The 26,427-nt window shown below is 59.5% G+C and carries 13 protein-coding genes and 1 tRNA gene; 6 read left to right on the forward strand and 8 right to left on the reverse strand.

Annotation, left to right across the window (positions count from 1 at the left end; all coding sequences use genetic code 11):
- Positions 1–506 precede the first annotated feature (506 nt).
- The 5 genes from ABIQ96_RS08200 to ABIQ96_RS08220 all read right to left on the reverse strand — a co-directional run bounded on the left by ABIQ96_RS08200 (position 507) and on the right by ABIQ96_RS08220 (position 14,009).
- Positions 507–932, reverse strand: coding sequence for a hypothetical protein (locus tag ABIQ96_RS08200; RefSeq protein ID WP_348214088.1), 426 nt, complete (start codon positions 930–932; stop codon positions 507–509).
- A complete protein-coding gene (locus ABIQ96_RS08205) occupies positions 901–2,559 on the reverse strand; it encodes an amidohydrolase family protein (protein ID WP_348214089.1) in 1,659 nt (552 codons plus the stop codon). The genes ABIQ96_RS08200 and ABIQ96_RS08205 overlap by 32 nt, the downstream gene beginning before the upstream one ends.
- A gap of 38 nt (positions 2,560–2,597) precedes the next feature.
- The gene (locus ABIQ96_RS08210) at positions 2,598–5,153 is read right to left on the reverse strand and encodes a hypothetical protein (protein ID WP_348214090.1); all 2,556 of its coding nucleotides are present in this window, start codon (positions 5,151–5,153) and stop codon (positions 2,598–2,600) included.
- 37 nt (positions 5,154–5,190) lie between these two features.
- Positions 5,191–10,158 carry a GMC oxidoreductase gene (locus ABIQ96_RS08215; RefSeq protein WP_348214091.1) on the reverse strand — a complete coding sequence of 1,656 codons (4,968 nt, stop codon included), beginning with the start codon at positions 10,156–10,158 and terminating at the stop codon, positions 5,191–5,193.
- A 92-nt stretch (positions 10,159–10,250) separates the two neighbouring features.
- Complete coding sequence (locus ABIQ96_RS08220; RefSeq protein ID WP_348214092.1) at positions 10,251–14,009, reverse strand: hypothetical protein; 3,759 nt, start codon at positions 14,007–14,009, stop codon at positions 10,251–10,253.
- A 416-nt stretch (positions 14,010–14,425) separates the two neighbouring features.
- Here ABIQ96_RS08220 and ABIQ96_RS08225 point away from each other — a divergent pair, with 416 nt between their 5' ends.
- On the forward strand, positions 14,426–14,839 hold the full coding sequence (locus ABIQ96_RS08225) for a helix-turn-helix domain-containing protein (RefSeq protein WP_348214093.1): 414 nt from the start codon (positions 14,426–14,428) through the stop codon (positions 14,837–14,839).
- Between the two features lie 64 nt (positions 14,840–14,903).
- On the opposite strand, the gene ABIQ96_RS08230 is transcribed toward ABIQ96_RS08225, so the two are convergent.
- On the reverse strand, positions 14,904–15,137 hold the full coding sequence (locus ABIQ96_RS08230; protein WP_348214094.1) for a transposase: 234 nt from the start codon (positions 15,135–15,137) through the stop codon (positions 14,904–14,906).
- A gap of 455 nt (positions 15,138–15,592) precedes the next feature.
- A complete protein-coding gene (locus ABIQ96_RS08235) occupies positions 15,593–17,671 on the reverse strand; it encodes a carbon starvation CstA family protein (protein WP_348214095.1) in 2,079 nt (692 codons plus the stop codon).
- A gap of 163 nt (positions 17,672–17,834) precedes the next feature.
- On the opposite strand from ABIQ96_RS08235, the gene ABIQ96_RS08240 reads away from it, so the two are divergent.
- From ABIQ96_RS08240 to ABIQ96_RS08260, 5 genes are all read left to right on the forward strand, one after another.
- Positions 17,835–19,691: a sialate O-acetylesterase gene (locus ABIQ96_RS08240; protein ID WP_348214096.1), complete on the forward strand. Its 1,857-nt coding sequence runs from the start codon at positions 17,835–17,837 to the stop codon at positions 19,689–19,691.
- A 45-nt stretch (positions 19,692–19,736) separates the two neighbouring features.
- Positions 19,737–20,804 (forward strand): glycoside hydrolase family 43 protein, encoded by a 1,068-nt coding sequence (locus ABIQ96_RS08245; protein WP_348214097.1) that lies wholly within the window; start codon positions 19,737–19,739, stop codon positions 20,802–20,804.
- Between the two features lie 69 nt (positions 20,805–20,873).
- Positions 20,874–22,457, forward strand: coding sequence for a sulfatase (locus ABIQ96_RS08250; RefSeq protein WP_348214098.1), 1,584 nt, complete (start codon positions 20,874–20,876; stop codon positions 22,455–22,457).
- Positions 22,458–22,544: 87 nt separating this feature from the next.
- Positions 22,545–25,265, forward strand: a complete 2,721-nt coding sequence (locus ABIQ96_RS08255; RefSeq protein WP_348214099.1) for an excinuclease ABC subunit UvrA — start codon at positions 22,545–22,547, stop codon at positions 25,263–25,265.
- An 87-nt stretch (positions 25,266–25,352) separates the two neighbouring features.
- Positions 25,353–25,427: transfer RNA gene (locus ABIQ96_RS08260), tRNA-Met, on the forward strand.
- Positions 25,428–25,792: 365 nt separating this feature from the next.
- Here ABIQ96_RS08260 and ABIQ96_RS08265 read toward each other — a convergent pair.
- On the reverse strand, positions 25,793–26,427 hold a 635-nt coding region (locus ABIQ96_RS08265), incomplete at its 5' end, for a hypothetical protein (RefSeq protein ID WP_348214100.1).

Genomic DNA, 26,427 nt, shown 5'->3' on the forward strand with positions numbered 1-26,427 from the left:
AATTCGGGGTCGTGTCTTCTGCGTTTGCCTTTCATTTCGTGTGTGTTTGGTTCGGTTTACAGTCCGCACCCACACACCACAATCATAGCTTAACCCTTGGCCCGAATTCCGGGGACCGGCTCATTCCACGATTCAAAAAGCCCCGATTCGGGGTAATGCAATTGGAGGTCTCAAGTTATTCGGGAGGAGGAATATCGAGAGGTAAACTTGTCGGCTCCGGGTCATGATGTCGGAAAGTCGAACTGCCTCCGTAAGCCATTCTTCGCGGCCGTATGATGTTGCCCAATGGCCGGTGATTTTCCGTCGTGCCATGGCGTAAACGAAAGCCGCTCCACGGCGGCGGTTAGCTTGACCGCTTCCGGAGTTTCCAGATCACAACGCGGGATTCGAAGCTCCTCGACTTCGATAAATGGTGAGATCGAATGCTTTCATGCGGACTCCGGCGGAAACCGAGTGGATTGTGGCGAGAAAATCCTGGGTGACGGCATCCGTTTCGCCGAGGCCGGTCAGCAATTTCGGGCTAGGAACTCCAATGAGTTTGATGGAGATGCCTCGCGGCTGAGACTTCCGTCGGGCCTGCGCATGTGTTCGCCGTTGGAAAAGCGCACTACCGCAGGGTATGCCTTTTGCTCCCGAAAGTCTCCCTGGCGTGCGTGCGGTGGAAGATCTGGCAGCACGCAAAATTTGGTGTGGAATCCGAGCAGCGGCTCGCCGGGCCGTTCGGCGAATTGAGTTTGCCGCCGTTGGATTTCCAGCTCCAATGCCCGGAACTCTTCGCCTTCGCCCGGAGGGATGGTTTCCTTCCAGGTTGTGGCGGTAAGAATAGGATTAGTGGTCATGAATGTCGTTTTGAAGCATTTGGGAAGGGCTTCCGCATGCAAGGGCACAATCCATGCGGAGTTATAGTTTTCTTCCCAGATATGCTTCTGCATTCCGGTGAAAATAGTCGGCGTAATAGCAATGGAGCTTTGGATGGAGAAAGCAGAGTTGCACGCCTTGGAGGACTGCCTTCGGGTCTCCCGCGTCGGGTTGCGGCCAGTCTGTTCCATAAAGCAATTTCTTGCTGAAATCGTGGGCGAACTTCGACTTGTCCTGGGATTCGGCGATGAGGCCGGAAACTTTTTCGACGAAATAGGCGCGCCTGTGCTTGTCCAGCACTTCAGTGCCGCTGGTGACTTCGCAATAGACATTGGGATAGGTGGCGCATAGTTCGAACACCTCGCGGCCCCATGAGGATAGCTTGCCGCAGCCGTACCAGAAGTCTCCGCCGCCGGCATGGCCCAGACAGAGCCTGAGATCCGGATGACGTTGCAGAGCTCCGCGCCAGAAGACCGGATTTGCATGGGCGAGGCCATATCCCTTCCGTGCTTCCAGTTCTCCATGCCCGCAGTGGGTGAAAACGGGAACACGGTTCGTTTCGCACCAAGACAGCAGGGCATCCAATTCGGCGTAAAGTTTTTCGTCGGCATCTTTGCCAAGCGGGCCGTATCGCGCGTCCCATTGTTTGCCCGGGAAACGAGTGAAGAAGGGAGTCGGGCGTTCGGAAGGAAATTTGGCGAGCGGTTCCGATCCGGCTGGGGCGGGGGCGGGGCGATAACCCGACGGCGGATAGACTTTCACGCCTGAGGCGCCTTTCTTCAGAACCGCTTCCTTCACGATCCTGAGCGCGTCACCCGGTTTGCCACCGTTCCAATAGTCGCGGTAGGGATTGTAGGCCACGAAATAGGTGGCGCCCTGCGTGTGCTGCTGTGTGAAGGCTCGGGTCCGTGGAATCTGTTCTTTCTCGAAGTCGATCAAATTGACGCCATCCGGCTTCTGGTTATAGACCGGGGCGAGGTCCATCATGTGGGAGACGATCTTGATGTCGCCCGCGTGTTGCGTTCCCTCGTGGAGATTTCGATAGAGATCGATAAGGCTGGCGTCGCTCTGGGTGAGGGTCCAGAGATATCGGAGGATGGTTTTCACTCCGTCCATCTGGTCGGCGTTGTCCATGTGTTCCTCCATGCCCATCATGCGGCCTGTGGCGCGGACCGCCAGACGTTCGGAGAGGTTCAAATCTTCCTCCGCCATTTTGTCCAAGGCTGCGAGCTGTGCCTTCGAACTCATGCCTGAAGTCCAGACCCCCTTCTGGATTCCTTTGTTGATCAGGCTTGAGAAAACCGCGCAGGCGATGCTGAAGTCGCCCTTGCCATTGGTGCTCATCTCCATGGATCGCGCGAAGGAGTGACCGCCGTATGGCGCGAGTACGGTGCGGGAGCAAAGGTCGGCTGCGATCACCGCGGAACAGCGGTCTGAAATGAGCCAGGTGACAGGCGGACCCGCATCGCGTTTCCCCTCGATGACACCGCGCAGCGGAAGATAGCGCGCGTTGAAAGTATGCACATGCACATCGATGATGGGCGTGCTAGCGAGGATGGGATCTTTCCAAATTGATGGGTTGTCCAGCTCCTTGACGATATCGGCATGAAGGGGGCCGGGTGGGAGACAGGTGGTTTTGCAGGCGGGCGACAAGCCCGCCAGCAAGAGCGTGGGGAATACTTTTTTGAGCAGCGTGTTCATGGGTAGAGGACAGGAATTTGGCGGGAATTGTGGGGAACTCATTTCACCTCGGATTCCGACTTCGGGTTGTTGAAGTCTTCCCGCCAGCGTGGATGATGGAAGTGAATGACGCGGTCGCCATTAAGCCCGCAAGCAGCCTCATCGAAGACGATCCTGCCGATCGTCACCCAACTGCCTTCGGGAATATCACGCTTGATGAGCGCAGCGAGCACTCCTGGCGAGGGAGGCTCCTGATCATGATCGGAGACCTCAATGGAGAACACGAGACCCGGCGTCTTCCCGGAATCGGGCTTGGGATAAATGTGATCGAGGATCTCGTCCCGCACATCCAGCGACTCGCCGTGCGTGCGGTGATTGCCCATCACCTTGAGGCGCATGAAGGTGGGGCAGCGGGGATGGGCGATGGGAGGGGTGCCGGGATGGTGGAGCTCCGCGATCTCGTGAAGCTGGCGGATCGTGGCGTTCACATTGATGCGCGCGAAGAAGATGCCGGTGAGCAAAAGGCTGAAGAACCCTTTGCCGCGTCGCCAGGCGTGGAGATCCGGAGCATTGATGAAGACCATGTCATTGATGAAATCCTCCCGGGTGCCGCCGAGATCTTCCTGCGTGAAGAAACTGGCCGATTTACGGACGGACGCATCGCTACGATCGGTGGTCGGATAGATTTTAGCGGTGAGGCCATGGGACCGCCAATGGCCGCGTCGGGTTTCTGCCCGCGCGGGTGACAAACGAGCGACGATGAGTCCCGTGCGGCCTTTCTCGAACCAACCCGTGTGACGGGTATTCACATTCGGGTCGATGATCCATTCGCCTGAGAGGCAGATACCGTTGGGATGGATCAGTCGGGTGATGCCGTTGCCATCGGAACCCCAGCGGAGGTCCTTCCGGGATTTTAATGTACGCCGTATCGCGCTATTGAGCAACGATGGCTTCCCCCAAGGAAGAATTCCGGACGCGACTTTCCAAAAGGAGACTTCGTTGCGGGGAAGCTCGTTGCCGAGATAGGGACGGCAGTTTCCCCGATCAATGACGTGGGAATGCACATCCTTGAAGCATGAGCCTTCCTCTAATTCCTCATCCTGACCGAGTCCCTGTCCCTCATCGTCCGGCTTTCCGGCCTGGGAAAGCCCGCGGTGGCGGCCAAGATGGAAGCCCAGCCACAGCAGGAAGGCGGATCCACCGGCGAGCGTGGCGATAGTCAGGAGACCGAGAATCCACAGCTTCGTCTGGGTGGCGGGCTTGAAGGCGAGGGGTGTCGTCACCTCCGCGAGTGCCCCGAAAGGAACAGGGTGGACCTCGCCGTTGGATAGAGTGAGGATCGCGCCGCGGGCCGCGTTCTTGATCTGGGTATTCGTCCAGCGGGGAGCCAAGAATGGAAAATGGGAGAGGAAGGGTTTGTCGTTCTCGGTGGCACGGGGAAATTGCTCGGACTCGGCAAAGGACAACTCATACAGGAGCGTTTCACCGCCTTCCGCGAGAAGGGCCGCGACATCGTCCTCCAAAGCGCGGCCATTGGGGAATTTTGCAGGAGCGTTCAGATTGTAGATCATCACGTCCGGAACCTCGTCATAATGGCGGTGCGCGAACAGCGGACCCACGAGCGTGGCAAAGGAATCCTCCACGAGCGTGGGGTTCTTGTGGACCCGCTGGATCATGGTACGCTGGCTGGCGGGTGCGACGGTGTTCAGGTAGCCGAAGCGGGGCAACTGCGTCCGCAAGGAGCGCCCCACATGGTCGATCTGCCGGTTTTTTGCATCGTGGGTGGTAGCCCACAGGATGAGCGGGCGTTCCGCGTGCGGAGACTCCGGAAGAGACGGCAGGCGGTCCAAGGGGATGGCGGTGACGATGCCAATGACATTGCGCCGGAAAAAGCGCGGGAAGATGAACGGATCATCGAAGATACCGGTGCAGGTGCTGATCTGGCCTTCCGCTGGAGTAGCGTCCGGCTTGATCACGTTCATGGACCTGTTCCCGGTCCATTTTCCGGTGAGTATCTGATGCACCAGCTTGACGTCGTCGGTCCCCGGCATTTCCTGGCCGGGGACATATTCGATCCTGAACTCCAAGCCCGCTTCTTCCGCGATATCACCCGGCCTCTCGATAATGCCACCGTAACGGAACTGCGCGGCACGGTCATCATTCGTTTTTGCCAAGTAGGCCGCCAGTGCCGGCGGGTCCCCCTTGAGCCCTTCCTTGGTGCTTTCGAAAGTCTTCCAATTGAAAATACGGACGGGCGGATTGAAATCCAGGTGGATTCGATAGGTGTACTCCCCCGGCCTGAGTTTGGTGGAGTCGCCGGGACCCTTAGGTTTGCCCCGCTCTTGTTCGGAGATCGCGCGGCGCACACAGAGACTCAGGATGAGGTTGTCGCCTGCGGTGGCATCGGGTGCGCGGTTGATGAGCTTCCAATCCTTGTCAACGATGAAGGCGTGGAGGTCGGTGATGTTCGCCTCCGGATCGGCCTGGATCTCGAAGGGGTTTAGGAGGTTCATCGGATCCGCATGGTCGGAGGCGGCCGCCGGAAGAGCGGTGGCAGCAGCAGCCAACAGCAGGGCGAACCGGATGGAGTGGAGGGTTGAGCGGTTGATTTTCATGTGCTGGAGTCTGGCTGGGTGGAAGGCAGGAGATGATTCAACGGAACACTGTGTTACCGATGTGCTGTCCAAGACCGCGATAGCTTTCCCATTGGGCATCATCGAAAACCTGGTCGAGCGTGGGCTGCTGGGGGAAGTTTTCGAAGCGCTTGGCGAATTGGGCGATATCTTGGGACTCATCGCCGGTAAGGCTTGGCTTCAGCAACAGCAGCAAACCATCGGGTTCCGAGCGATAGCTATTGGGTTCCTTGCAACAGCCATCCGATTCCTTGCGATAGATGATGCGGGCCAACGCCGCGTGAGTGATGGTGTCACGTTTGATATCGCGGATGGAACCAAGGCTTCCGGGAACCATCCAAGAGTAGGGCCATGCAAGCGACTGACCGGGAGGTGGCACCAATAAGGCGTTCGCCTCGACCGCATCCATCCACTCGATCTCCGCGCCGAAGTCTTCGCGCACCTGCCGCGTGAGCACGGCGAGATCCTCCAGTTCATAGGTGGAGTCTTCCCCGGCGTCGCTGATGATGATGAATGGGACGCGTCGGCGAATAAGTTCATACGCGCCGGTGACCTCGAAGTGGCCGCCGTCACTCAGATACCAGTGCCAGCGGTTTGGCCCGTCGAAGCGCGCCTTCCATTCGGAAAGCAAGAGGCTCTGCATGCGGAAGAGCGAGATCGGGAGGCGCTGGAGCTTGCGCCACAGGTTCAGGGGATAGCGGCCAGGCCGTTCCTGGTAGAGAATGCCCGAGTCCCACCAGCGCCCTAAGCGGAAGTTCACCAATCCCATGAAGAGGGCCATCGGCAGATTGTTGCCGCGGCCCAAGCCAGTGGAGTAGGCCGCTCCGGAAAGCGCCGTCCATTCTCCCAAGGTGAGACTCTCGACGGCAGCCACCTTGCTCTTCGTGCTGGCAAGTGGATGGAAGTCATTCGGGTTGGGCGAGGCGGGTAGTGCTGCGAGTCCGACGGGCTGGTTTTCCAGCGCACCGCCTTCGAGTCCCTCCCGTTTGCGCCGGCGTGCCATCCACCCGGGCAATCCGTCCAGGCGGGACCAGAGGCCGAAAAACCGTCTGCCAACCGCGACCCCCGCGGGGCCGACGCTCATGGGCAAACCCTTCGTGTCGCGCAACTGGCGCTGGGATGCTTGGTCCACCGTTTCGTTGAGGCAAACATTGATCAAGTGAAGCGGCCCTCCCGAGAGCTCGGGGTGATAATTGTGGAGATGGATGTCGTCCTGCGGATGAGCCACTTGGATGTCCTTGGACACGGTCGCGGTCGGATGGATGCGCGCCGGATTCGACGCACCTTGGAAAGTCCGCGTGATGCGCGCCCCGTAGGAAGCGGCAAGCGAGGTTAGGTTCAGGAAGTCAAAGGCCCTTCCTATGGCGGCTGAAAAGGCCAGGGCTGTGAGGACCGCAAGACAACTCCACCACGAGGCGTGGGATCCCTGGTATAACTCGTGCGCAAGCACGTCCACCACGAAGACCAGAAGGAGGGCAAGGACGGGTCCGGCCATGCGTGCAAAGGCCGGGAGCGAAGACTTCTTTTCCTGTTGCGGCAGCAAGCGGGAGATGGCACCCGCGATTTTGTTGAACCAAGGCAACAGCGGTGCGACGATGGCCATCACGGCACTCATCGCCAACGTCACGTTCTTTTCCGCGACGAGATGGGCGACGGTGTCGAGAATTACCCAAGCGAGCAGAACCAGGAAGATCAGCTGCGCGTCGCCAAGACTGCGAGTTAAACGGTTTCTAACAATCAAGCCGACATCACGGGGATCTGACCTCCCGAGGGGCATGCCCCAGCGTGCTATCTCCTGCCAGAGCCAAGCGAGTCCCAGCACCGCGATGACCGCGAGAGGGCCCCAGCGCCACGCGGGTGAAATGAGGGCGATCGATAAACCGGCACCGCCGGCAAGGATAGCCCAAGCGAGGAGCGCGAAGAAAGGATGTGACCGATAAGCACCCATCTTTGGGGCGAGCCAAAATGCCAGCGTGGCGGGTAGAACGCCTAGACCCATTGCCACCAACGGCAGCCAATACCAGGTGGACAAGGGGATTTCTTTAATGTGGGGCGGGTTAGCCAAAATCCGACCCGCCTTGTCGAAGAGCTCCTGGCCCGGCAGATCGGCCACACAACGCCAGAATGGGGAACCGGAGACACCGAAGTCATGCAGGCTTCCCAGTAATTTAAGAAGGTAAGGAGTGCCTGCTAACGCTCCAAAGATCCCGAACAACAGCGCGCCGATGACAAGGTGCACCGTAAAGATGTTGCGGAAGAAAACGGCGAGATGTTGTTTTGCATCATCGGTGCCGCTGGCGAAGAGGTAGTTTGCCTGCGCACGAAGCCACCACAGCGAGGGGGAATTCGTGTCTTTCAAAATGTCCTGGACGCGCGTGCAAGGATCGGACGCCTGGGTGATGATCTCGCGCATGAACAGCCTGCCGAGGAAACTGCCGGTGAAGCCGCCTCCCGAGACGGTGGAGAGAAAATCGATTTCGCGTAGCTTGTTCTTCCCGGCCAAGGCTTGGAGAAGGCCCAGCGCGAAGGTGGCGCTGCGGATGCCTCCGCCGGACAGGGCGAGGCCGACCGTATCCGACGGCAGTTTGTCGCCGGCTGGCACTGGCACCTTTCGCGGGAATGCCTTTTTGCGGCGTGTCTCGATTGCCTTTGCCTCGGCCTTCTCGAAGGCTGGCGGATAGAAGGAGGTCTTTTGAGCCTCCAGAATGGTGTCCGCCGCCTTCTCACTGACCATGAAGACCGGAGCGAGGATGAAATAGCCGGGGATCTTCGGAAATACCGAGGCGTCCACCACGCGCAGACCGTACACCCCATGCACCTTGAAATGACTGTCGAGCACGGCTCCCTCGTCCAGCAGGTTCCCGATGTTGTTACACCAAGGGTCCGCACCGATCCGGCAGGTTCCGCAAGCATGGTGACCCCAAGCTTCGTTCCGGATCCATTTACCCAAGGGCGAGTTGATGTTATTACTGTCCGGGCGAGCGTCTCCGGGCTGGATTTCGTTGATGAACAGATTCTTGTCGAATTCGTTGGCCTTGCGGTTGATGGCCCGCATCTCGGCCACTGCTTCCATGATGGCCACCACGTCTTTCTCCCAACCCACAGGGGAGTCAGCTCCATTGGCGTCGAAGGAATTAAAACAAATGGCGGGGGTATCAAAAGGCGAAGCGGACCGCAACCGGACGGTGCCGCCGTTGTTGCGGGTGTAGGCTTTCAGGACCACCCATGTCCACAGGTTGCGTTGCGCCGCCTGACCGTCCGGCCCATTCTGCTGATAAGGTCTCATCACCGGCCGCAATAGTTCCTTGGACCAGCGCCAGTAGTAGCCTCGGAACGCCGCGGGAACGCCGAAGGTCAACAGATCCGGTTCCGGGCCGTCGGCAACGGACGATCTCCGGACCACGGCCACGGTGCCTCCGTTGCCCGCGTAGAGACCGGATTTCTTGTCCTGCCATTCCGTCCGCCCGCCATCGCCCGCGTCGCCAGGCGTGAAGCTGAGGTTGGAGCTTAGCAGCGCCTCGAAGTCCTCCTTCATCTCACTGATGACACCCACCTCGTAGCGGTCCTGCAGATTCCTTCCCACGCCTTTCAGATCGATCACCCGCGGCGAAAGGGGGTCTAACGGGATATTGTTCGCTCCCATGAGCTGCAGACCCAGGGGATTCAATTGAGTGCAGTCCCCGATGCCGCTGAGCATGAGCAATTGCGGGGTGTTGAAAGAGCCACCGGAGACGATGACTTCTCCCTTCGTAAAATACTCGAAAGGACCCTCCATGGGGTTGTTGTCATCGAACAGAGGACTGGCCTGATAGAGATGGTCTCCTTTCACAAACCGGACGCCGATCGCCCTCGGTGCGCAACCGGTTTGTTCGAACAGGATGCGCAAGACATGCACGCGCTCTTCCACCACCAGTTGTTCGGGAAATTCTCTTTTGGTGCGGAGGATGAATTCGCGCACACCGGAACGCATGCCGGCAAGCGGGCGTCCGTCGATATCCTTCAGCTTGCCGGATGCAAAAGCCGTGGGAATCAGGAAAACCCCTTCCGCGGAATCCGCCCGCGTGCGGGTGTCGTTTGGATCAAAAGGCTGTACAACGCCGAACTGGGCGAGGAACCGTTTGCCAATGGCCACCAATCGATTGGTTTTCAGTCCCACCACGAAGGCCGCCATCAGTACTTTGATGAAGGGCTTGTCCTCACGGGCGAACCGCTTGATGAGCTCGGGCGAAATGAAGCTGGTGGGCTGCCATCCGTCCGCTCCGCCGTGGCCGCCCTTGTTTTCCACTGACTCCGGGTCAACGAAACGCGCGATTGCCTGCCATCCCTGCGAAATTGGCCCCAAAATCTTAGCTAGGAAGCCGCGATACTCATCCGCGTAGAGGCAGTTCTCGAACTTCGCGAAGTAATTGTTCATCGTCTCTCCCCGCCAGCTCGGATCTCCCGTTAGGTCGGCGATGTGATCCCAGTCGCGGTCGTTCGGCCGGATGACGATCATGGCATGGTGGCCGGTGCAGCCGCCGAGGCCCGCACTGCGCGGATAGAAGATCCCGCCGGTGCCATCCGGATCGCGCTGAATGCACCGCTCCGGGTTAGGAGCGCCGACCGGGTTCATGTGCCAGGAAAACGGCGCATATTTGGAATCTGCTTGCTGCCGTGGGCCTGGGTAATGTCTTCCGGAATGCTGCCAGCTCATTTCCTGGTCCTCGGTCGCGGCGGCATGGTAGCCGGGAGAATCATGAATCTCGCCGACGGCGGCATTTGGATAGTCAATGGACTTTGCCTTTGCCGGGTCGCTGCCAGCTTCCAGCAGCAGCACCCGCTTTCCGGCTTTTGCCAAGCGGCAGGCGAGGGGGCCGCCACCTGCCCCGGAGCCGATGATGATGAAATCGAAAGTGCTGGTTCTCAGCGTTCTCGCGTCCTGAAGCATCTTGGCGACAGGATCGCCTGTGGCCTCAGACGGGGAGAGATCTGGTGGGTCGTGGTTCATGGCGTGGACGTGACTCCGGACCGGGGATAGTGGGGGAGCCTGGGGGGGTTAATCGGAGTAGATAGAGGGCGGGGGGCATCGCGTGCTTTCAGTTAGAGCGTCTGCAGGAAGGCGATCAGGTTTTCCTTGTCATCTATGGAAAGGCCCTCGCCGAACCAGTGTCCGCGATCGAGCACGTAGTCGGGGCACTTGCTGGCGGACATGAGCGCCTCGCCCGCTTCATCGCTAAAGGCCTTCCAAGCGCCTTCCCCTTCAAGGTTTTCCTTCTTGATGCGTGTGATGCCGTAGAACATCGAGACGACCGCCTTGGGCAGGTTCGGTGAATCGGGATTCAGGTTCATGAGGAAATTCACAGGCGTGCCTGGGGGGATTGGCCCGACCTCCACTCCTGTGATTTGGCCGTCAACCACCAGTCTGCCGTTAATGAATTGATGGGCGATGAAGCCAACCATGATGATCCCGATGACGATCCCGGTGTGGATGAACCTCGCGATACCATCCCCGCCATAGCGAATGTAGACGCGGGAGGCCACGCAGGCCGCGAGGATGCCCAGCGGGATCCAGGCAAAGAATCCTGCCATTCGCAGCCACAGCGCGACCCGGGTAAGATATCCTGCGGCGGTTCCCCCGCCGAAGATGAGAGTGAGGAACCACAACAAAACCAGCGTGATTCCGACGGCGATAAGAATATTCTTCGGACCGCGCTTTTCCGTCTGCGGCTTCAAGGTCAGGAACCACCCGCCGAGCAGGCCAAGCCCGATTACCAGGATCCACCATCCTTTGTGGGACAGTTCCAACACGTTGCTCAGGGCCATGATAAGTACGGGGATCACCATCGCGCCCCTTCCTGTTCCGCCCGTCCCACTCAACAAAAGCAACACGCCGATGAGGATCGAGTCGGCCAGCAGGACGAAACCTGCATGGCGGGCCCGCGTGTGCCAGGCGATCAGCACGCCTGCGACGGCCAGCAGAACCCACAGCCAAATACTGAGAAATTGCGTTACGACCTCTCCCGCCACGCCCGCCACCAGCGGCCGGATGAAGGAGGGTCCGATTTGCACCTGGGTTTCCCTCGGAATCCGATAGATGAAGCCCGGGTCCTTTCTGGCCGCCAGATTCGCTTCTGGACGCAGGTCGCCGATTCGCACCGCGCCATAGGGTGCGGGTGGCCCCCCTGCCATCGAGTGCTTCGCGCGGTCCTTCTGGTTCAGTAGTTTCCGGATGCCATCATCGAAGGCTGCGAGGCGCCCGTGCACGCTTGGGTCGTTGTTGAACAAGCCCAGCGTGTTGTTGTGCAGGAAGGGGGCTGTAGCCCACAAGCTGATGTGTGATGCGGGCCGATAATAGCCCACACCTCCGGCGGGAGCGGGGAAGTCCGCGTTGTTCCCGTAGAAGTCCAGGCTTTTGGGTGAATAGGGATTGTAATAGCGAACCGTTCCCACGCTGCGAAGTGCCTTGTAAGTGTCCGAGGTAAAGTCGGCCCACATGTGCCCGCTCACTCCATTGGTACCCAGTGCGCGGGCCGCATTGGTACCCACCAGGGTTACAGGAATTCGGATGTCCGTGGAGAGATAATTGTCCTTCCAGAACGGATGGTCTGCTAGGGCGGGGTCGGCTTTTTCATCGAAGCTGACATCGTTCGCCTGCTTCGACACCAAATCGATGAGGCGCCTCCGATAGTCCTTCATCGCCGGACTTGCCCGGAACTTGTCCCAGTCCGCGAAGCTCATGGGCAGAGTGTAAATCGCTGCCTCATCCGCTTTTGGAACGGGTTCTTTTTCCCAGTCCTGCGAAAAGTTCAGCGCGAATCCGGCAGGCTGTTTGCTGGAATGGCAGATCGCACAGTTAAACAACCATACTTTGCGCCCGGCGAGCCGCTGTTCGCGATCGTGCCCCGGCACTTCCACGCCTCCATATTTGAAGCTCCCGAACCAGTCGGTCGTGCCCCCGGCACCATGGGCGGCAGTCCGCAATTTCATAGGGCCTGTGGAATTGTGCGGCGGAAGGGGCTCGCTAGACGACTTTGTTCCCGGGGCGGCCACCGGGGGAGGGACCGGATCTTCCTTGGCGGCTTGCGAATCCGGTGGTTTGGGCGTCACCGGCATCTGTTGCTTCATCGTGAAGAAATCGCGCAGATAACCGGCCCGGTATTTCTCGTTGGTCACCCAGTAGACGGAGTTCCTCTGGCAGGTTTCCAAGCTGAAAGGACGCTGCTTGCTGAAACCGATGAAGATGTTGTTCGTCTTTTCCCACTGCTCGTAATAAGTGCCGATGTTCAGGTAGACCCGCGCGAGCGCTCCGAACGCGCCGATTGAGTCGGAGCCGTCTATCAGAACCCGCGGCACGGCACGCGATGTCTTGCCGTCAGGAAAGCGCACGGTGGGCAATCTCAAGTTCCCGGCGCTTTGATTTTCCAAGGGTAGATTTTCCGCCCACGCAAGCCGCGCGGGAACATCGAACACCGCGTTGATGGTATTGGAATTATTGATCTGGTCACTTGCGACTTGGGAGGTGTCGATGGTGCCGGGTTGTTGGCTGCCGACGAAGTGATGAATGAAGTTGTTGCGCGGAAGCAGGTGGCCGATCGCCTTTTGGGGACGCCAGTATTGGTTGCCAATGATGTTGGAAAGGTTCTCCCATTCCGGATGGTTGGGGTCGGCAGGCGGATTGAGCGGGTGCGGGCCGACATGGCAAAAGCCGCAAGACATGCTCACGCGGAAGGGTCTCACCAGCCGCCGGTCCGCATTTACGGCAGGATCCGTGTAGAAGCGGTCATGGTTGTCCTCCACCCGGTTCTTCCAGTAGCGTCGCGCGAGGGCGGCTGCGTCGGTGCTTCCGAAGAAGTCCGGGTTCGGATACAGGCGCAGCCCCACGATGCCGCTTGGGTAACCGTAAATTTTCGGGTCCACGCCGTCCTGCGGCAGTTTGCCGAGGATGTATTTATATAGTTCCTCGTCACCTGCCTTGAAAAGCCGGTCGTCGTGGCCGGGAGGAGGTGTGGGAATATCCACGGGCTCAGGTAGTTTCCTGCTCTGCGCGTCGTAAAACTCTTTGTTGTCCTTCAGTGGAGCGGCATAATCATAATTCCCAGGTTCACCGTATCCGCCATTGGGGCCGGACGCTGTCGGTGAGGCCGGTGCCGGCGGCGGACGCATCAGGATGGGATTTTTCTCTTTTTCCGTCGGATCCCCCGGGAGGTCGAGATACAATCCGAGGATCCGCTTCGATGGATCGTCGTTGATCGTCATGCCCCTCATGCCGGGTTGATTGATGAGACCGTCGTTGGTGAAGCGGCGGTCGCGCTGGCGCGAATCTAACAGAATCAGGAAATCGTGTGTGCCATAACCTTCCTGCTGGAGCCAGTTCCAGAAGACCTCGTTGCCGCCGCCCCATAACACCCAGGTGTTGCGTCCGCGGATCGCGTCGCGTTCCGAATCGACTTGGTCCTGCCGTTTGACGTTGGGCGGGAGATTGGAGATATGGCCGTCGCGGTTCACATCGAAGTCGATGGGAACCAATTTTCCATCGAGTCCCGCGACCTTGTCCATCTGCCAGAACAAATCACGCTGTTCCGCGGGAAAACACTCGGGCGTACGGGGGGTGATGGGTGTGCCGAGACGGGTGCTCCCGGCGAGGGCTTCGTCCAGCGCTTGGGAGGGATCGGGCAGGAGCGTAGGCTTCGCTGCATCGGCGATCTTGCCGGCATATTCGGAAGGCTTCAAATTCCGCGGCTGAGGTAAGGGCGGAAACTCAATTTCCTTCGCCGGTTTTTCCTGATAGTAGACGATTTTGGCCCTTTTCCTGGCATCTTCACCACCGGTTCCGTCACCTTCGTGGGCTGAAACCGGCATTCGGGAAAACAAGATCACAAGGAAAACCAGAGCGGTCCGCGGGATTTGACGATGAATTTCGCCATGGGAGGATGATGGGCAGGCTTTCACTGTGACAGATGGTTTGAACGGGAGGGAAATGGCATGATCGTAGTCGTCAATTTAGCCGGCCAGTCGCCATCGGGGGGATCGAGGAGGCTGGAATGACCAGCACCGCACATCCAATCGATAAGAAAACAACAGAACGGTTTCCCAACATCAAGAGGCGGGAGGATTCAAATTCGGAACCAAGGTTAGGGATTCCGGAATATCAGAGGCGTCGATGAGGAATTTACGAGCATCTGATAGGTTGGAGAAAGAACGAGTTCCGCAAGCGGGTTGTCGATAAGCTTAAACGGCTTGCTAGGATCTCACGATTCTGTCAGAAAATTCGGGTAGTGAGAATCATCCGTCGGGAGCAGAACTGGTGCATCCTTTTGGCCGGGATGGGCGAGCGGGTTTGTCTCCAGCGGCTGGCGCTGAGGTGCGGCTACCGGATTGGTGAGATGTGCGCGGAACTCGATATTTCCGAGCGATATGTTTACCGGATCTTTGTCCGTGACATCGGGCTGCCGCCGAAGGAATGGACGCGGCGGGAGAGGATGGTGGTCGCGCGGAGGAAACTGATAGGGGGCAGGGCCCCGGAGGAGGTGGCGGCGGATTTGGGATTTTCCTGTCAGAACAATTTCCGCCGGGAGTTTTTGTCGGTTTATAAGGTGCCGCCGGTTCAGTTCCAGATGGAGCGGTGGGGACTGGGAGACGAGTGGCGCAGGATGACGGGGAATATGACTGATACCAAACCTTCAAATTAAAGTGACACCTGAGTTTTCGGCGTAGAGTTTGCTTGAGACAGCATCCACTCCCGGCCGATCAATTTCAGCACTGCCGCCGAATCGTCCCAGTAGCGCGGCAATGTGGGCAGCAAACTTCCCGCAAGGCCTCAATGGTTTCGAAAACCCGGTTGCCAATATCGTCCTTCACGATGTCCCAAAGTTGCTCGCACGGGTTGAGTTCGGGACTGTAGGGCGTCAGGTCGATGATCCTCACTCGCGAAGGCAGCCGCGTATCGCCGTCGCGCAGGTGGAAACCGGCCTGGTCGCGGATGAGCACATGCACCGCTTACCCGTCGATCATGGTTAGATCCTTCAGATAGGCATGGTCCCATTCCTGATTGATCGAGGGAAACTGGCAGAAATGAGCCTGCCCGCCAACCACATCGAGTGAGCCGTAGAGATAATCCCACTCGTATTTGATCTGTCGCGTGACGACCGGCCGCTGTCCCCCTGATGCTCCACAGCCGCCGCATTTCGGTATGCAGGCCGAAGCGCGCTTCGTCCGTGACCCAGATCTTCACTTTGCTGCCGGTGGGATTTTCCAGGCTTCAAGCCGATTGCCGAGTTCCTTACGGAATGAGTCGGATGCCGCGGGGTCTTTTTTTGAGTGACTGGGTCGCGGCACCCGCAGCACTCCTTTGAATTTTTTTAGCCAGAGCCAGACCGTGTTGTAGGGGCGCTTGAAGAGCGGAATAAAGTTCCAGCAGAGCGGAATGAATGTCCGCGCTCCGGCTAGAGAATGCTGGTGGGCAGGACGTGGGCGTCGCTGACGGAGTGGGGGATGTATTCGCTTTCGCGGAGGACGGTGGCTTTGCGCTTGGAAAGCAGGAGCCAGCACTCGCGGGCGGTGCCGAGCACGATGATGGCGACGAAGAGCAGGAAGGTGGCGGTGATGGCGACGTCGATGCGGGCGTTGAGGAGGGAGGTCTTTGCTGCGGCGAGTGCGGGGCCTTGGAGGCCGCCTGCGATTTTGCCTTCCAATGCGTGGATGGAGGGGATGAATCCGGCGGCGTTGGCGGAGAAGAGTTTCATGTAGCCGGCGGTGAAGGTGACCACGGTTAGAAAAATCATCGGGATGACGGTGACCCAGCAGTAGCGGGTTTTTCCCATCTTGATGAGGACGACGGTGCCGAGGCAGAACGCGATGACGGAGAGGAGCTGGTTGGAAATACCGAAGATGGGCCATAGGCTTTTGGCGATGCCGGCGGGATCGAGCGCGCCCTGATAGAGGAAGAATCCCCACGCGCCGACGAGCAGGCCGGTGGCGAGGATGTTGCCGGCCCAGGAATGGGTGTTGCCGAGTCTCGGGGAAATATTACCTAATAAATCCTGGAGGATGAAGCGGCCGACGCGGGTGCCGGCATCAAGTGTAGTGAGGATGAACAGCGCCTCGAACATGATGGCGAAGTGATACCAGAGCGAGAGCGCGGCTTTTCCGGGGATGACCTTGGCGAACATGTGGGCCATGCAGACGGCGAAGGTGGGCGCACCGCCGACCTTGCCGATCATGTGGGGCTCGCCGAGGTCGGAGGCGAGCTGTTGCATATGGGCCTCGCTGATGGCGTAGGCCGGGCCGTAGGAGTTGATGGTGGCGATCTGCGCGGTGACGGCGGCGGCGTTGTTGGGATCGACGGGTGAGTTGATGGCGAAATACTCGCCGGGTTGGAGGGCACAGGCGGCGATGATGGCCATGAGGGCGACGAGCATTTCCACGACCATCGCGCCGTAGCCGATGAGGCGGATGTCCTTCTCGCGCGCTAACAATTTCGGCGTGGTTCCCGATGCGATGAGCGAGTGGAAACCGCTGATGGCCCCGCAGGCGATGGTAATGCAGACAAAGGGAAAAACCGGCCCGGGCACGACGAAGCCGCCGCCGCTGACGAACGGGGTGACGGCGGGCATGTGCAGCGGCGGGTGGAGAATGACGATGAAAATCCCGAGCACGGCGACAGTGCCGAGTTTCATGAAAGTGCTGAGGTAGTCACGCGGTGCTAACAGCATCCAGACCGGCAGGACGCTGGCGGCAAATCCGTAGATCATGATGGCCCAGGCAAGCTCCGTGGGAGTGAGGGTGAGCGCTGCGGTCAGGGCCGGAGATAGCAATTTCCCTCCATAGACTGCGGCGCAGAGTCCAGCGACGCCGAACACAGAGGCTGCGGTGACGCTGACTTTTCCGCTCTTGATCATGACGCCCATGATAAAGGCGAGCGGGATGGTGGCGGCGATGGTGAAAAGGCCCCACGGGCTTTCGGCCAGCGCCTTGACGACGACCAGTCCGAGCACCGCTAACAAAATCGTCATGATGGCTAACAAGCTGATCATGGCGATGAGGCCGATGAACGGATTGAGTTCCTCCTTGAGCATCTGGCCGAGGGATTTCCCGTTGCGGCGCATCGAGGCGAAAAGGATGATGGAATCATGCACGCCGCCGCCGAGGGTGGCTCCGATGAGAATCCACAATGTGCCAGGGAGGTAGCCGAATTGTGCGGCAAGCACGGGGCCGACGAGCGGCCCGGGGCCGGCGATGGCGGCGAAGTGATGCCCGAAGACGACCCATTTCGGCGTGGGAACGAAATCCTTGCCATCGCTGCAGGTGACGGCGGCCGGAGCGCGGTTGTCGTCGATGGTGAGAACCTTGGCCATCAGCCAGGCGGAATAAAACCGGTAGGAGACGGCGAAGGTACAGACGCCGGCGACGACAAGCCAGAGCGCGTTGACCGGTTCGTCGCGTTGGAAGGCGGCGATGCCGACGGCGGAGGCTCCCAAGAGGGAAATGGCAAGCCACACGATGGCGCGGAAAAATCGGGACATGAGAGGATTTCGGGTTTCGCGGATGCCCGCGCGGAAGCTGTCTAGCGATGGCGGAGGGCTTTGGAAATCACGAAAACGGGGCGGCGTCTGCCAAATTGCAGCAAGAAAACCGCCCGGAGTCCTGTATCCAGACACCCGTTTCCGCCCAAGCCGACTAACAGCCATGCGCTCCTTCATCCCCTCCATTTTCCTGTCTTTCGTCACGCTTCCGCTTGGTGCGGCTGTGGAATTCGATCCTGTGTTCTCGCCGGGCATGGTGATCCAGCGAACTGTGCCCATCCGGTTGAGCGGCAAAGGAACTCCGGGACATGAAATCAAGGTGTCTCTCGACGCCACCGGGAAAACGGCGGCTGTCGCGGCCGACGGCTCTTGGAGCGCGGAATTTCCCGCCATGAGGTTCGGCGGCCCGCACGTGCTGAAGGCGGTGGACGGCGAGGAAGCGGCGACGCTCGACGATGTGCTCATCGGTGACGTGTGGGTCTGCTCCGGTCAGTCTAACATGCAAATGGGAGTGCGCGAGGCGATCGGTGGAAAAGAGGCGATGGTCGAAGCCGCCGCTCATCCCGACATCCGTATCCTCACCATCCCGCGGGCAGGAGCTCCTGAACCGCAGAAAAAATGCGACGCGAAATGGCAGGCGTTCTCCTCTGAGGACTCGGGTGATTTTTCCGCTGTCGCTTGGTTCTTCGCGCTGCAGTTGAAAAAGGACCCGGCGCTGGCAAAGGTGCCGCTAGGCATCATCAACAGCTCGTTCGGCGGCACGGCGATCGAGGCATGGACTCCGGCGGACTCGCTGCCCCCAATCCCGAAGGAACAGATCAGCGGTTCGATGTTCGGCATTCCGTCAGGAGCTTTGTTCAACGGAATGATTTCGCCGCTAACAGCGCTGCGGATCAAAGGCGTCACCTGGTATCAGGGTGAGGCGAACGCCGGGCATCCCACGGTTTACGCCACGCTTCTCGCAAACCTGATGGAACAATGGCGCGCGAAATGGCAACAGCCCGACCTGCCGTTTTTCATCGTCCAGCTCCCGGTCTTCGATGGCAAATGGGACGGTTACGATTTCAGTTGGCTGCGCGAAGCCCAGGCCGCGGCGTGCGTGAAAACGAAAAACGCGTGGCTCGCCACGACCTTCGACACCACCGACGGCCACGACCTGCATCCGGTGGACAAACAGGAGATCGGCCGGCGGCTCGCGCTGCTTGCCCGGCGCGAGACTAACAGCAGCAAGATCGTTGCGAGCGGCCCGGTCCCGGATGTCGTCAGCGTCCAAGGCAATAAACTACGGGTTGCGTTCAAAAGCAGCGACGGCCTGACCACTGTCGGAGGAAAAGCACCTGTTGGATTCGCCATCGCGGGGATGGATGGTGATTTCCGCTACGCCAAAGCGACGATTGAAGGAACTGCGGCGCTCCTGGAAAACGCGGACATCCCAATGCCGGAAACGGTTCGCTACGCCTGGGGTGCCACTCCCTCCGGAAACCTCGCCAACCGCAGCGGGCTTCCCGTCGCACCGTTCCGCACCGACTTGCTGCCACCGGGCAAAGTCGCATTCCAACTGCTGCCCGCCACCCACAAGGTGGAAACTCCGCGGTACGAACTCACCACTGGCGAGAACGGCCAGATCTCCAGTCTGATCGTTGGAGGGAAACAATTTCTCTCTAACGAGAAGGACGGTGGAACGCGGATCCCCGATGGCTTCGGCTCAAGGAATTTCGGGGTGGCCGAAGAGCTCGGCCCGCGCCGTCTGCGGGCTTCCGACAACACCGGTTCGCTCGAAATCGCTTGTGCGGATGATTCGATGGAGTGGATTCTCCGCAACGACCGAGATAAGGAAATCGAGTTTCGTATTTCTCTATCAGCCCAAGCGAAGGTGCAAGTCTCCGATGGATCAGCGGAGGTTTCCCGCGACAACGTGAAGCTGAAGATCGACGGCATTGATCGCGCTGAATCGTCGGAGATTGTTGCAAAGATCCAACCTCATTCGACCTCCACCCTTCGGCTCCAGTTGCTGCCGTAGTCCGCTCTTTACGCCTCGCAGTCATTCGCCAAAGAGAACAACCCGATGAATATGCCCATTTTTGCCAACCGCTGCTGCTTGCTGACGGCCTTACTGATAGCGCCCGCGTCCTTTTCGAATGCCACTCCGTTTACAAATCCGCTCCGCCCCACAGGCGCGGATCCTTGGATCATCACTCATAACGGCGATTATTTCTACATCCGCAGCATCGAGAATAGGATCGATATTTTCAAAACGAAGACGCTTGCGGGATTGAAAGATGCCGAGGCGAAATCGGTTTGGCAGCCGCCGAAGAAGGGGTCGTATTCGCAAGGCGTCTGGGCACCCGAACTGCATTTCATCCGGGACAAGTGGTATATTTACGTTTCGGCGGACGCCGGCAAAAACGAATCCCATCGCGTGTGGGTGTTGGAAAATGCCTCGCCCGATCCGCAACAGGGCAACTGGACGATGAAGGGAAAACTCACGTCGCCGGACGATCATTGGGCCATCGATGGCTCAGTCTTCGAAAACCGTGGTCAACTCTACACGATCTGGTCCGGCTGGGACGGTGAGAAGAACGGGAAGCAGAACATCTACATCGCGCTGATGAGCGACCCGTGGACGATCTCGGGAAAACGCGTGCTCGTTTCCACTCCGACCCTGCCATGGGAAACGGTGGGCGATACCGACCCGGAGAAGATGCCTGGCGATCCCAGGCATATCGATGTGAACGAAGGTCCGGAAATGCTCGTGCACGGCGACAAGCTTTTCCTGATTTACTCCGCGAGCGGCTGTTGGACCGACCATTACGCACTCGGCATGCTCACCGCTTCTAACGACAGCAACCTGCTGGATCCAGCGTCATGGAAGAAGTCCCCCGAACCGATGCTCTCGACGCTGCCCGAGGCGCAAGCTTACTCGACCGGGCACTGCGGCTTCTTCAAATCGCCCGACGGTAAGGAAGACTGGATCGTCTATCATGCGAACCCGAAGGCTAACCAGAGCTGCGGATCCTTTCGCTCGCCGCGAGCCCAGAAGATTTCTTGGAAAAGCGACGGCACGCCTGATTTCGGGCCACCTATTCCGCTCGGTCGCGAAATCGATGGTCCTTCCGGTGAACCTGCCCGCTGACGAGATGGTGCTTGGAAGATTGGCGTAGGCGGCTTGATTTTGAAGAATATCGACGTGGAAATTCCTAACATGAAATTGATCCCCATCTTTTGTCTGTGGCTGGCTGCCGCGGTGGCGGCCGTTGCCGCCGAGCGCCCGAATATCCTTTTCCTCTACTCGGACGACCACGCGGAACACGCCATTTCCGCTTACGGTTCGAAGGTAAATAGAACTCCGAACATCGATCGTCTGGCTGCGGAGGGTTCGCGGTTCACGCATTCGTTCGTGACCAACTCGATCTGCACCCCGAGCCGCGCGACCTTGCTGACGGGGCAGTATTCCCATCTCAACGGGGTACCGGTTTTCAACCGCTTCGAGGGTGCCCGCGATACGGTGGCCAAGCACCTGCAGGCTGGAGGCTACTACACGGGGATGATCGGGAAATGGCACCTTGGCAGCGATCCCGAGGGCTTCGACCGCTGGGCCGTGCTACCCGGGCAGGGGGATTACATCGATCCGAAGTTCCTTGTTCCCGGGCATCGGCTCACCATCAAGGGCCATTGCACCGACATCACGGGGGATCTCGGCATCGAGTTCCTGAAAACGCGGCCGAAGGACAAGCCGTTTTTTCTGATGCTCCATCAGAAAGCGCCGCACCGGCCGTGGATTCCGGACGAGCGGAACAAGGCGTTGTTCAAGGACAAGGTGATCCCGGAGCCGGACACCCTGCGAGACGATTACCGGACGCGTCCCGCCGCCCTTCCGGAAAACCAGCAGACCGTCGCGCGGGATCTAACCAATAATGATCTCAAGCTCGCCCCGCCTGCGGATTTGAAAGGAAAATCCCTTGCCGAATGGGGAGGCATCAAGCCGATGCGACTGGAGATCGATGGGGAAACCCTCACCGGTGACGACCTCGTCCGTTGGAAATACCAGCGCTACATGCGCGACTATCTCGCCTGCGTTCAAGGCGTGGATGACAATGTCGGCAAGGTGCTCGATTTCCTCGACGAGTCCGGTCTATCGGAAAATACGATCGTGATCTATTCCGCCGACAACGGCTGGTTCATGGGGGACTTGGGACTTTACGACAAGCGGTTCATGTATGAGCCCGGATTGAATGTCCCGCTGATCGTAAAAGGGCCGGGAATCAAGGCCGGGGTCACGCCGGATCAATTCGTCTCCAATCTCGATCTGGCTCCCACGTTTCTCGATCTCGCCGGACTGCCGATTCCCGATTTCATGCAGGGCCGCAGCCTGGTGCCGCTGTTGCATGGCGAGAAGCCCGCGGATTGGCCGAAATCCTTCTATTACCGCTACTACCACAGCCCCGGCGACCACAACACCGCCGCCCACTATGGCGTCCGCACTGCCACCCACAAGCTGATTTACTATTGGGCAAAGGACGCTTACGAGATGTTTGATCTCACGAAGGATCCCACCGAGCAGCAGAACCTGCTTTACGACAAGCAGGAGGCTAACAAGCCGGAAGTACGGAAATGTTTCGAGGATTTGAAAGCCGAAATCACGCGGCTGCAGAAGCTCTACAAGGACGACGGTCAATACTCGGATCCCGCCACTTGGCCCAAGACTTCCGTCGATGCTCCGGTGGGTGATAAAGTCCCGCTCGGCGTGAAATCGGTGTCAGAGGCGATTTCCGCCGCCGGTGGCTGACGACATGCGGGGCGCTTTTATCATTTCCGGGTGGCAAGGGCGCGATAATTGCTTGGAAGTTCGGTTGCGGGGGATTGTGCTGCGGGAGTGGACGCGATCCGGATCCGTGGCGCACGGCAGCACAACCTGAAGAACATCGACGTGGATATCCCGCGGGGGAAACTCGTGGTGATCACCGGGCCTAGCGGATCGGGGAAATCGTCGCTGGCATTTCACACGCTGTATGCCGAGGGGCAGCGGCGGTATGTGGAATCGCTGTCGGTATATGCGCGGCAGTTTCTGGATCAGTTGGAGAAGCCAGATGTGGATTCGATTGAGGGGCTGAGCCCGGCGATCGCGATCGAGCAGCGGGGCGGGGGGCTGAACCCGCGATCGACAGTGGCGACGGCGACGGAAATTTACGACTACCTGCGGGTGCTGTGGGCGGCGGCGGGGATTCCGCACGATCCGGTGACGGGCGAGCGGTTGGAGCGGATGAGTTCGGCCGATATCGTCAACGTGCTGGCGGCGCTGGAGGAGGGGACGAAGGTGGTTTTGTTAGCCGCGCTGCCGAAGGAAGAACTGGGCGAACCGACGAGATTGTTAGGTGATCTCCAGCGGCAGGGCTACATCCGCATCCGGCTGGATGGCGAGGTGTTGGAAATCGAAGAGGCTGCGGCGAAATGGCCGGAGTCGCCTGTGGCGGTTGAGATCGTGGTGGACCGCTTTGTCATCCGGCCCGGTGTGGAATCGCGGCTGGCGGACTCGGTGGAAACGGCGCTACGGCTATGCGGCTCGGAGGCGCGGGCGGCGATCCAGGAGCCGGGCAAGGATGCCTGGCGGGACATGGCATTTCAGACGTCGTATCGAAATCCGCGGACGGGATTTGTGGTGGAAGAGCTTTCGCCGAAGCATTTTTCCTTCAACTCGCACCTCGGGGCTTGTGAGGCTTGCGAGGGATTGGGGACGGAGATGTTTTGTGATCCGTCGTTGTTAGGCGAAGGTGAGGACGCGGAGAAGACGCTGAAACGCTACCGCGAGGCGAAGTCGGAAATCACGCGGCGGAAGCTGGCGAAGTTCATGGCGCACCGTGCTTGTGGGGTTTGTCTCGGGCGGCGGCTGAAGCCGGAGTGGCTGGCGGTGAAAATCGAAGGCGGGAGGGAAGAGGGAACCGCAAAGGCGCAGAGGTCGCAAAGGGACGCGGAGGAAGAGAAGGGGAGTATGAGAAATGCGGAGAATGATTCTTCGCTATCAACTCGCAACTCTCAACCATCAACTTCTTCTCGATGGCTGGGGATTCAGGATTTTTGTGAGCTTGGAGTGTCCGAGGCGATGCGGTGGATCGAGGGGATCACTTTTGATCCGGCGAAGGCGGAGGTTTGCAAGCGGCTGGCGAACGACGTGCGGACACGGCTGGCATTTCTCGAGGAAGTCGGACTGGGCTATCTGACTTTGCAACGGACGAGTGGGACGCTTTCCGGCGGCGAGGCGCAGCGGATCCGTTTGGCGACGCAGTTGGGAGCGGGGCTTTCCGGGGTGATTTACGTTTTGGACGAACCGAGCATCGGCTTGCACGCGGCGGACACGGGGAGACTGATCGGGGCTCTAACACGATTGCGGGATTTGGGAAATACGGTGGTGGTGGTAGAGCATGACGAGGAGATCATCCGGGCGGCGGATTGGCTGATCGACATCGGCCCGGGTGCGGGAGCGGCGGGCGGCGAATTGTTGGCGGCGGGGATTCCGGGGGAAATCGTTTCGCCGACCGGTCAATGGTTGCGCGGGGAAATCGCGCCATTTGCCGTGAATCGGCTCGAAGGATCGGGGCAGGGGAGCTTGGTGATCCGCGGGGCGAGAGAACACAATTTGAAGAATCTGGACGTCGCGATTCCGCTAGGGCGATTGGTCAGTCTTACCGGACCGAGCGGCAGCGGGAAATCGACGCTGGCGGACGACATCCTGCGCCGGGCACTGGCGCGGCATTTCAACGGCTCGGGCGAGGCTCCGGGAAAGCACGACCGGATCGAGGGATTGGAGTTGATCGAGAAATGCGTGGTCGCGGACCAATCGCCGATCGGACGCAGTCCACGGTCGAATCCGGCGACATTTACGGGGTTGTTCGATCTGGTGCGCGATCTTTTCACGAAGCTGAAGCTCTCCAAACAGCGTGGTTACGGGCCAAGCCGTTTCAGTTTCAACGCTGCGGGCGGACGCTGCGAGCGGTGTCAGGGAAACGGGCGATTGAAAATCGAAATGCACTTTTTACCGGACGCTTGGGTGCCGTGTCCGGCGTGCAACGGTCGGCGGTTCAATCGCGAGACGCGGGAAGTGACTTATAAAGGAAAATCCATCGCGGACGTGCTGGGGCTTTCCGTGAGTGAGGCGAGGGACTTTTTCCGGCCGATTCCCAAGATTCATCGAATTTTGGAGACGTTGGAGGATCTCGGACTCGGCTATTTGCAGCTCGGCCAGCCGGCGAACACCCTTTCCGGCGGTGAGGCGCAGAGGCTAAAGCTGGCGGTGGAATTGGCGAAACCGCAGGCACCGCACACGCTGTATCTATTTGATGAGCCCACGACCGGGCTGCATTTCGGCGATGTGGAGAAATTGCTGACGGCGTTTCTCCGTCTCCGCGATGCGGGCCACAGCGTGCTCGTCGTGGAGCACCATCTTGACGTGATCGCCGCTGCGGACTGGGTCATCGAGCTCGGGCCGGGTGGGGGAATCCACGGCGGAAACCTTGTGGCTGAGGGGCCTCCGTCGCAGATCCGGAAGAACAGGAAGTCGCCGACTGGGCAGGCCCTCGCTCGGCATGGGCGGAAAGGTTAAAGCATTTTTAAAATTCCGGTGGACAATCCGGCGGTTGGGCGGTAACCAACTCGCCACCTTACGGGGCATCCGCCCCGTAAGAACTTAGGCAGTATAGCTCAGTGGTAGAGTAGGGGACTCATAAGCCCTTGGTCGGTGGTTCGAGCCCACCTACTGCCACCAGGTTCAATTCCCGAAAGTTGAGATTCAAGGAATCTGCAAAAGCAAAAATGGGAGGATGGAGTCCTCCTCGCGCAGGAAGTTCAGCGTGATGTCGGAAGCCGCGCCAGCCGGCGACTCAGGAACTCCGCCAAAATTAAATCGGCATTGAAGCCATCATGGCAACGGCAGTTGATGCGGCGATCCTGATGAACCATTTGCCGAGTTCGCCAAGCCGGCGAAGACATTCTTCATAAGGATTCATCGCCTTTTGTCGAGTTTGACGCCCTTGGGGCAGTCGCCTCCTATCAGTGTGGCCTGAGGGTGGTGAGGTCCCAGCCAAGTTCGCGCGCGGCATCGTTGAATCCTGCGGTCGGCGATCCGGCCGGTTAGGGAAGGATTGCGCGAAGTCGGGCGAAGAGCTTGCCGCCCGAGGCGTTCGAGGCCGGGATGGTGACGGTGACTTGGTCAGGATCCGGTACGGTGTTCACGCTGACGGTCACGCCGTTCCCGTCCGGACCGGAGCTGGTGACTCCGATGACGACGCTGCCCGGGAACCCCGCGAGGGTGGTGCCGTATTCGACGACCAAATCCGCCACGCCGATGGAGTCCTCCTCACGCTTGAAGTTGAGCGTGATGCCGGAGGCCGCGCTGCCGGTCATGGTGGGCAGGATGGAGGCGGTATCCGCGATGGTGGGATTTCCGCCGAGGATCCACTCGAGTCCTGTGGCGATGCCGTCGTTGTCGAAATCGAAGCCGAAGGCGGTGTTCGTGAGCGTGGGGAAGGTGGCGGCCCATGCTAGGTAGGGGCTGGCGGCAGTGACGGTGAGCACGAGATCGTTTCCGCTGATGGAGAGCGTGCCATTGAATCCGGGGGCGATGAGGCCGGTGGCGTTCGCGGGATCGACCGTGCCGGTGATTCCGGCGGAGGTGATGAGCGTGTAGCTGCCAGCTGCGAGTCCGCCGAGGTTGTTGATGGAGACATCCGCGAGGCCGAAGACGTTGGTGCCGATGTCGACCGTTC

Origin of the sequence: Luteolibacter sp. (genome assembly GCF_039920825.1) — a bacterium.
In the GTDB taxonomy this organism is placed as follows: Bacteria; Verrucomicrobiota; Verrucomicrobiia; order Verrucomicrobiales; family Akkermansiaceae; genus Luteolibacter.

Bases quoted from the DNA above. Each gene is read 5' to 3' on its own strand.
- ABIQ96_RS08200 (WP_348214088.1), bottom strand. From the start codon at position 932: ATGCAGAAGCATATCTGGGAAGAAAACTATAACTCCGCATGGATTGTG.
- ABIQ96_RS08205 (WP_348214089.1), bottom strand. From the start codon at position 2,559: ATGAACACGCTGCTCAAAAAAGTATTCCCCACGCTCTTGCTGGCGGGC.
- ABIQ96_RS08210 (WP_348214090.1), bottom strand. From the start codon at position 5,153: ATGAAAATCAACCGCTCAACCCTCCACTCCATCCGGTTCGCCCTGCTG.
- ABIQ96_RS08215 (WP_348214091.1), bottom strand. From the start codon at position 10,158: ATGAACCACGACCCACCAGATCTCTCCCCGTCTGAGGCCACAGGCGAT.
- ABIQ96_RS08220 (WP_348214092.1), bottom strand. From the start codon at position 14,009: ATGCCGGTTTCAGCCCACGAAGGTGACGGAACCGGTGGTGAAGATGCC.
- ABIQ96_RS08235 (WP_348214095.1), bottom strand. From the start codon at position 17,671: ATGTCCCGATTTTTCCGCGCCATCGTGTGGCTTGCCATTTCCCTCTTG.
- ABIQ96_RS08240 (WP_348214096.1), top strand. From the start codon at position 17,835: ATGCGCTCCTTCATCCCCTCCATTTTCCTGTCTTTCGTCACGCTTCCG.
- ABIQ96_RS08245 (WP_348214097.1), top strand. From the start codon at position 19,737: ATGAATATGCCCATTTTTGCCAACCGCTGCTGCTTGCTGACGGCCTTA.
- ABIQ96_RS08250 (WP_348214098.1), top strand. From the start codon at position 20,874: ATGAAATTGATCCCCATCTTTTGTCTGTGGCTGGCTGCCGCGGTGGCG.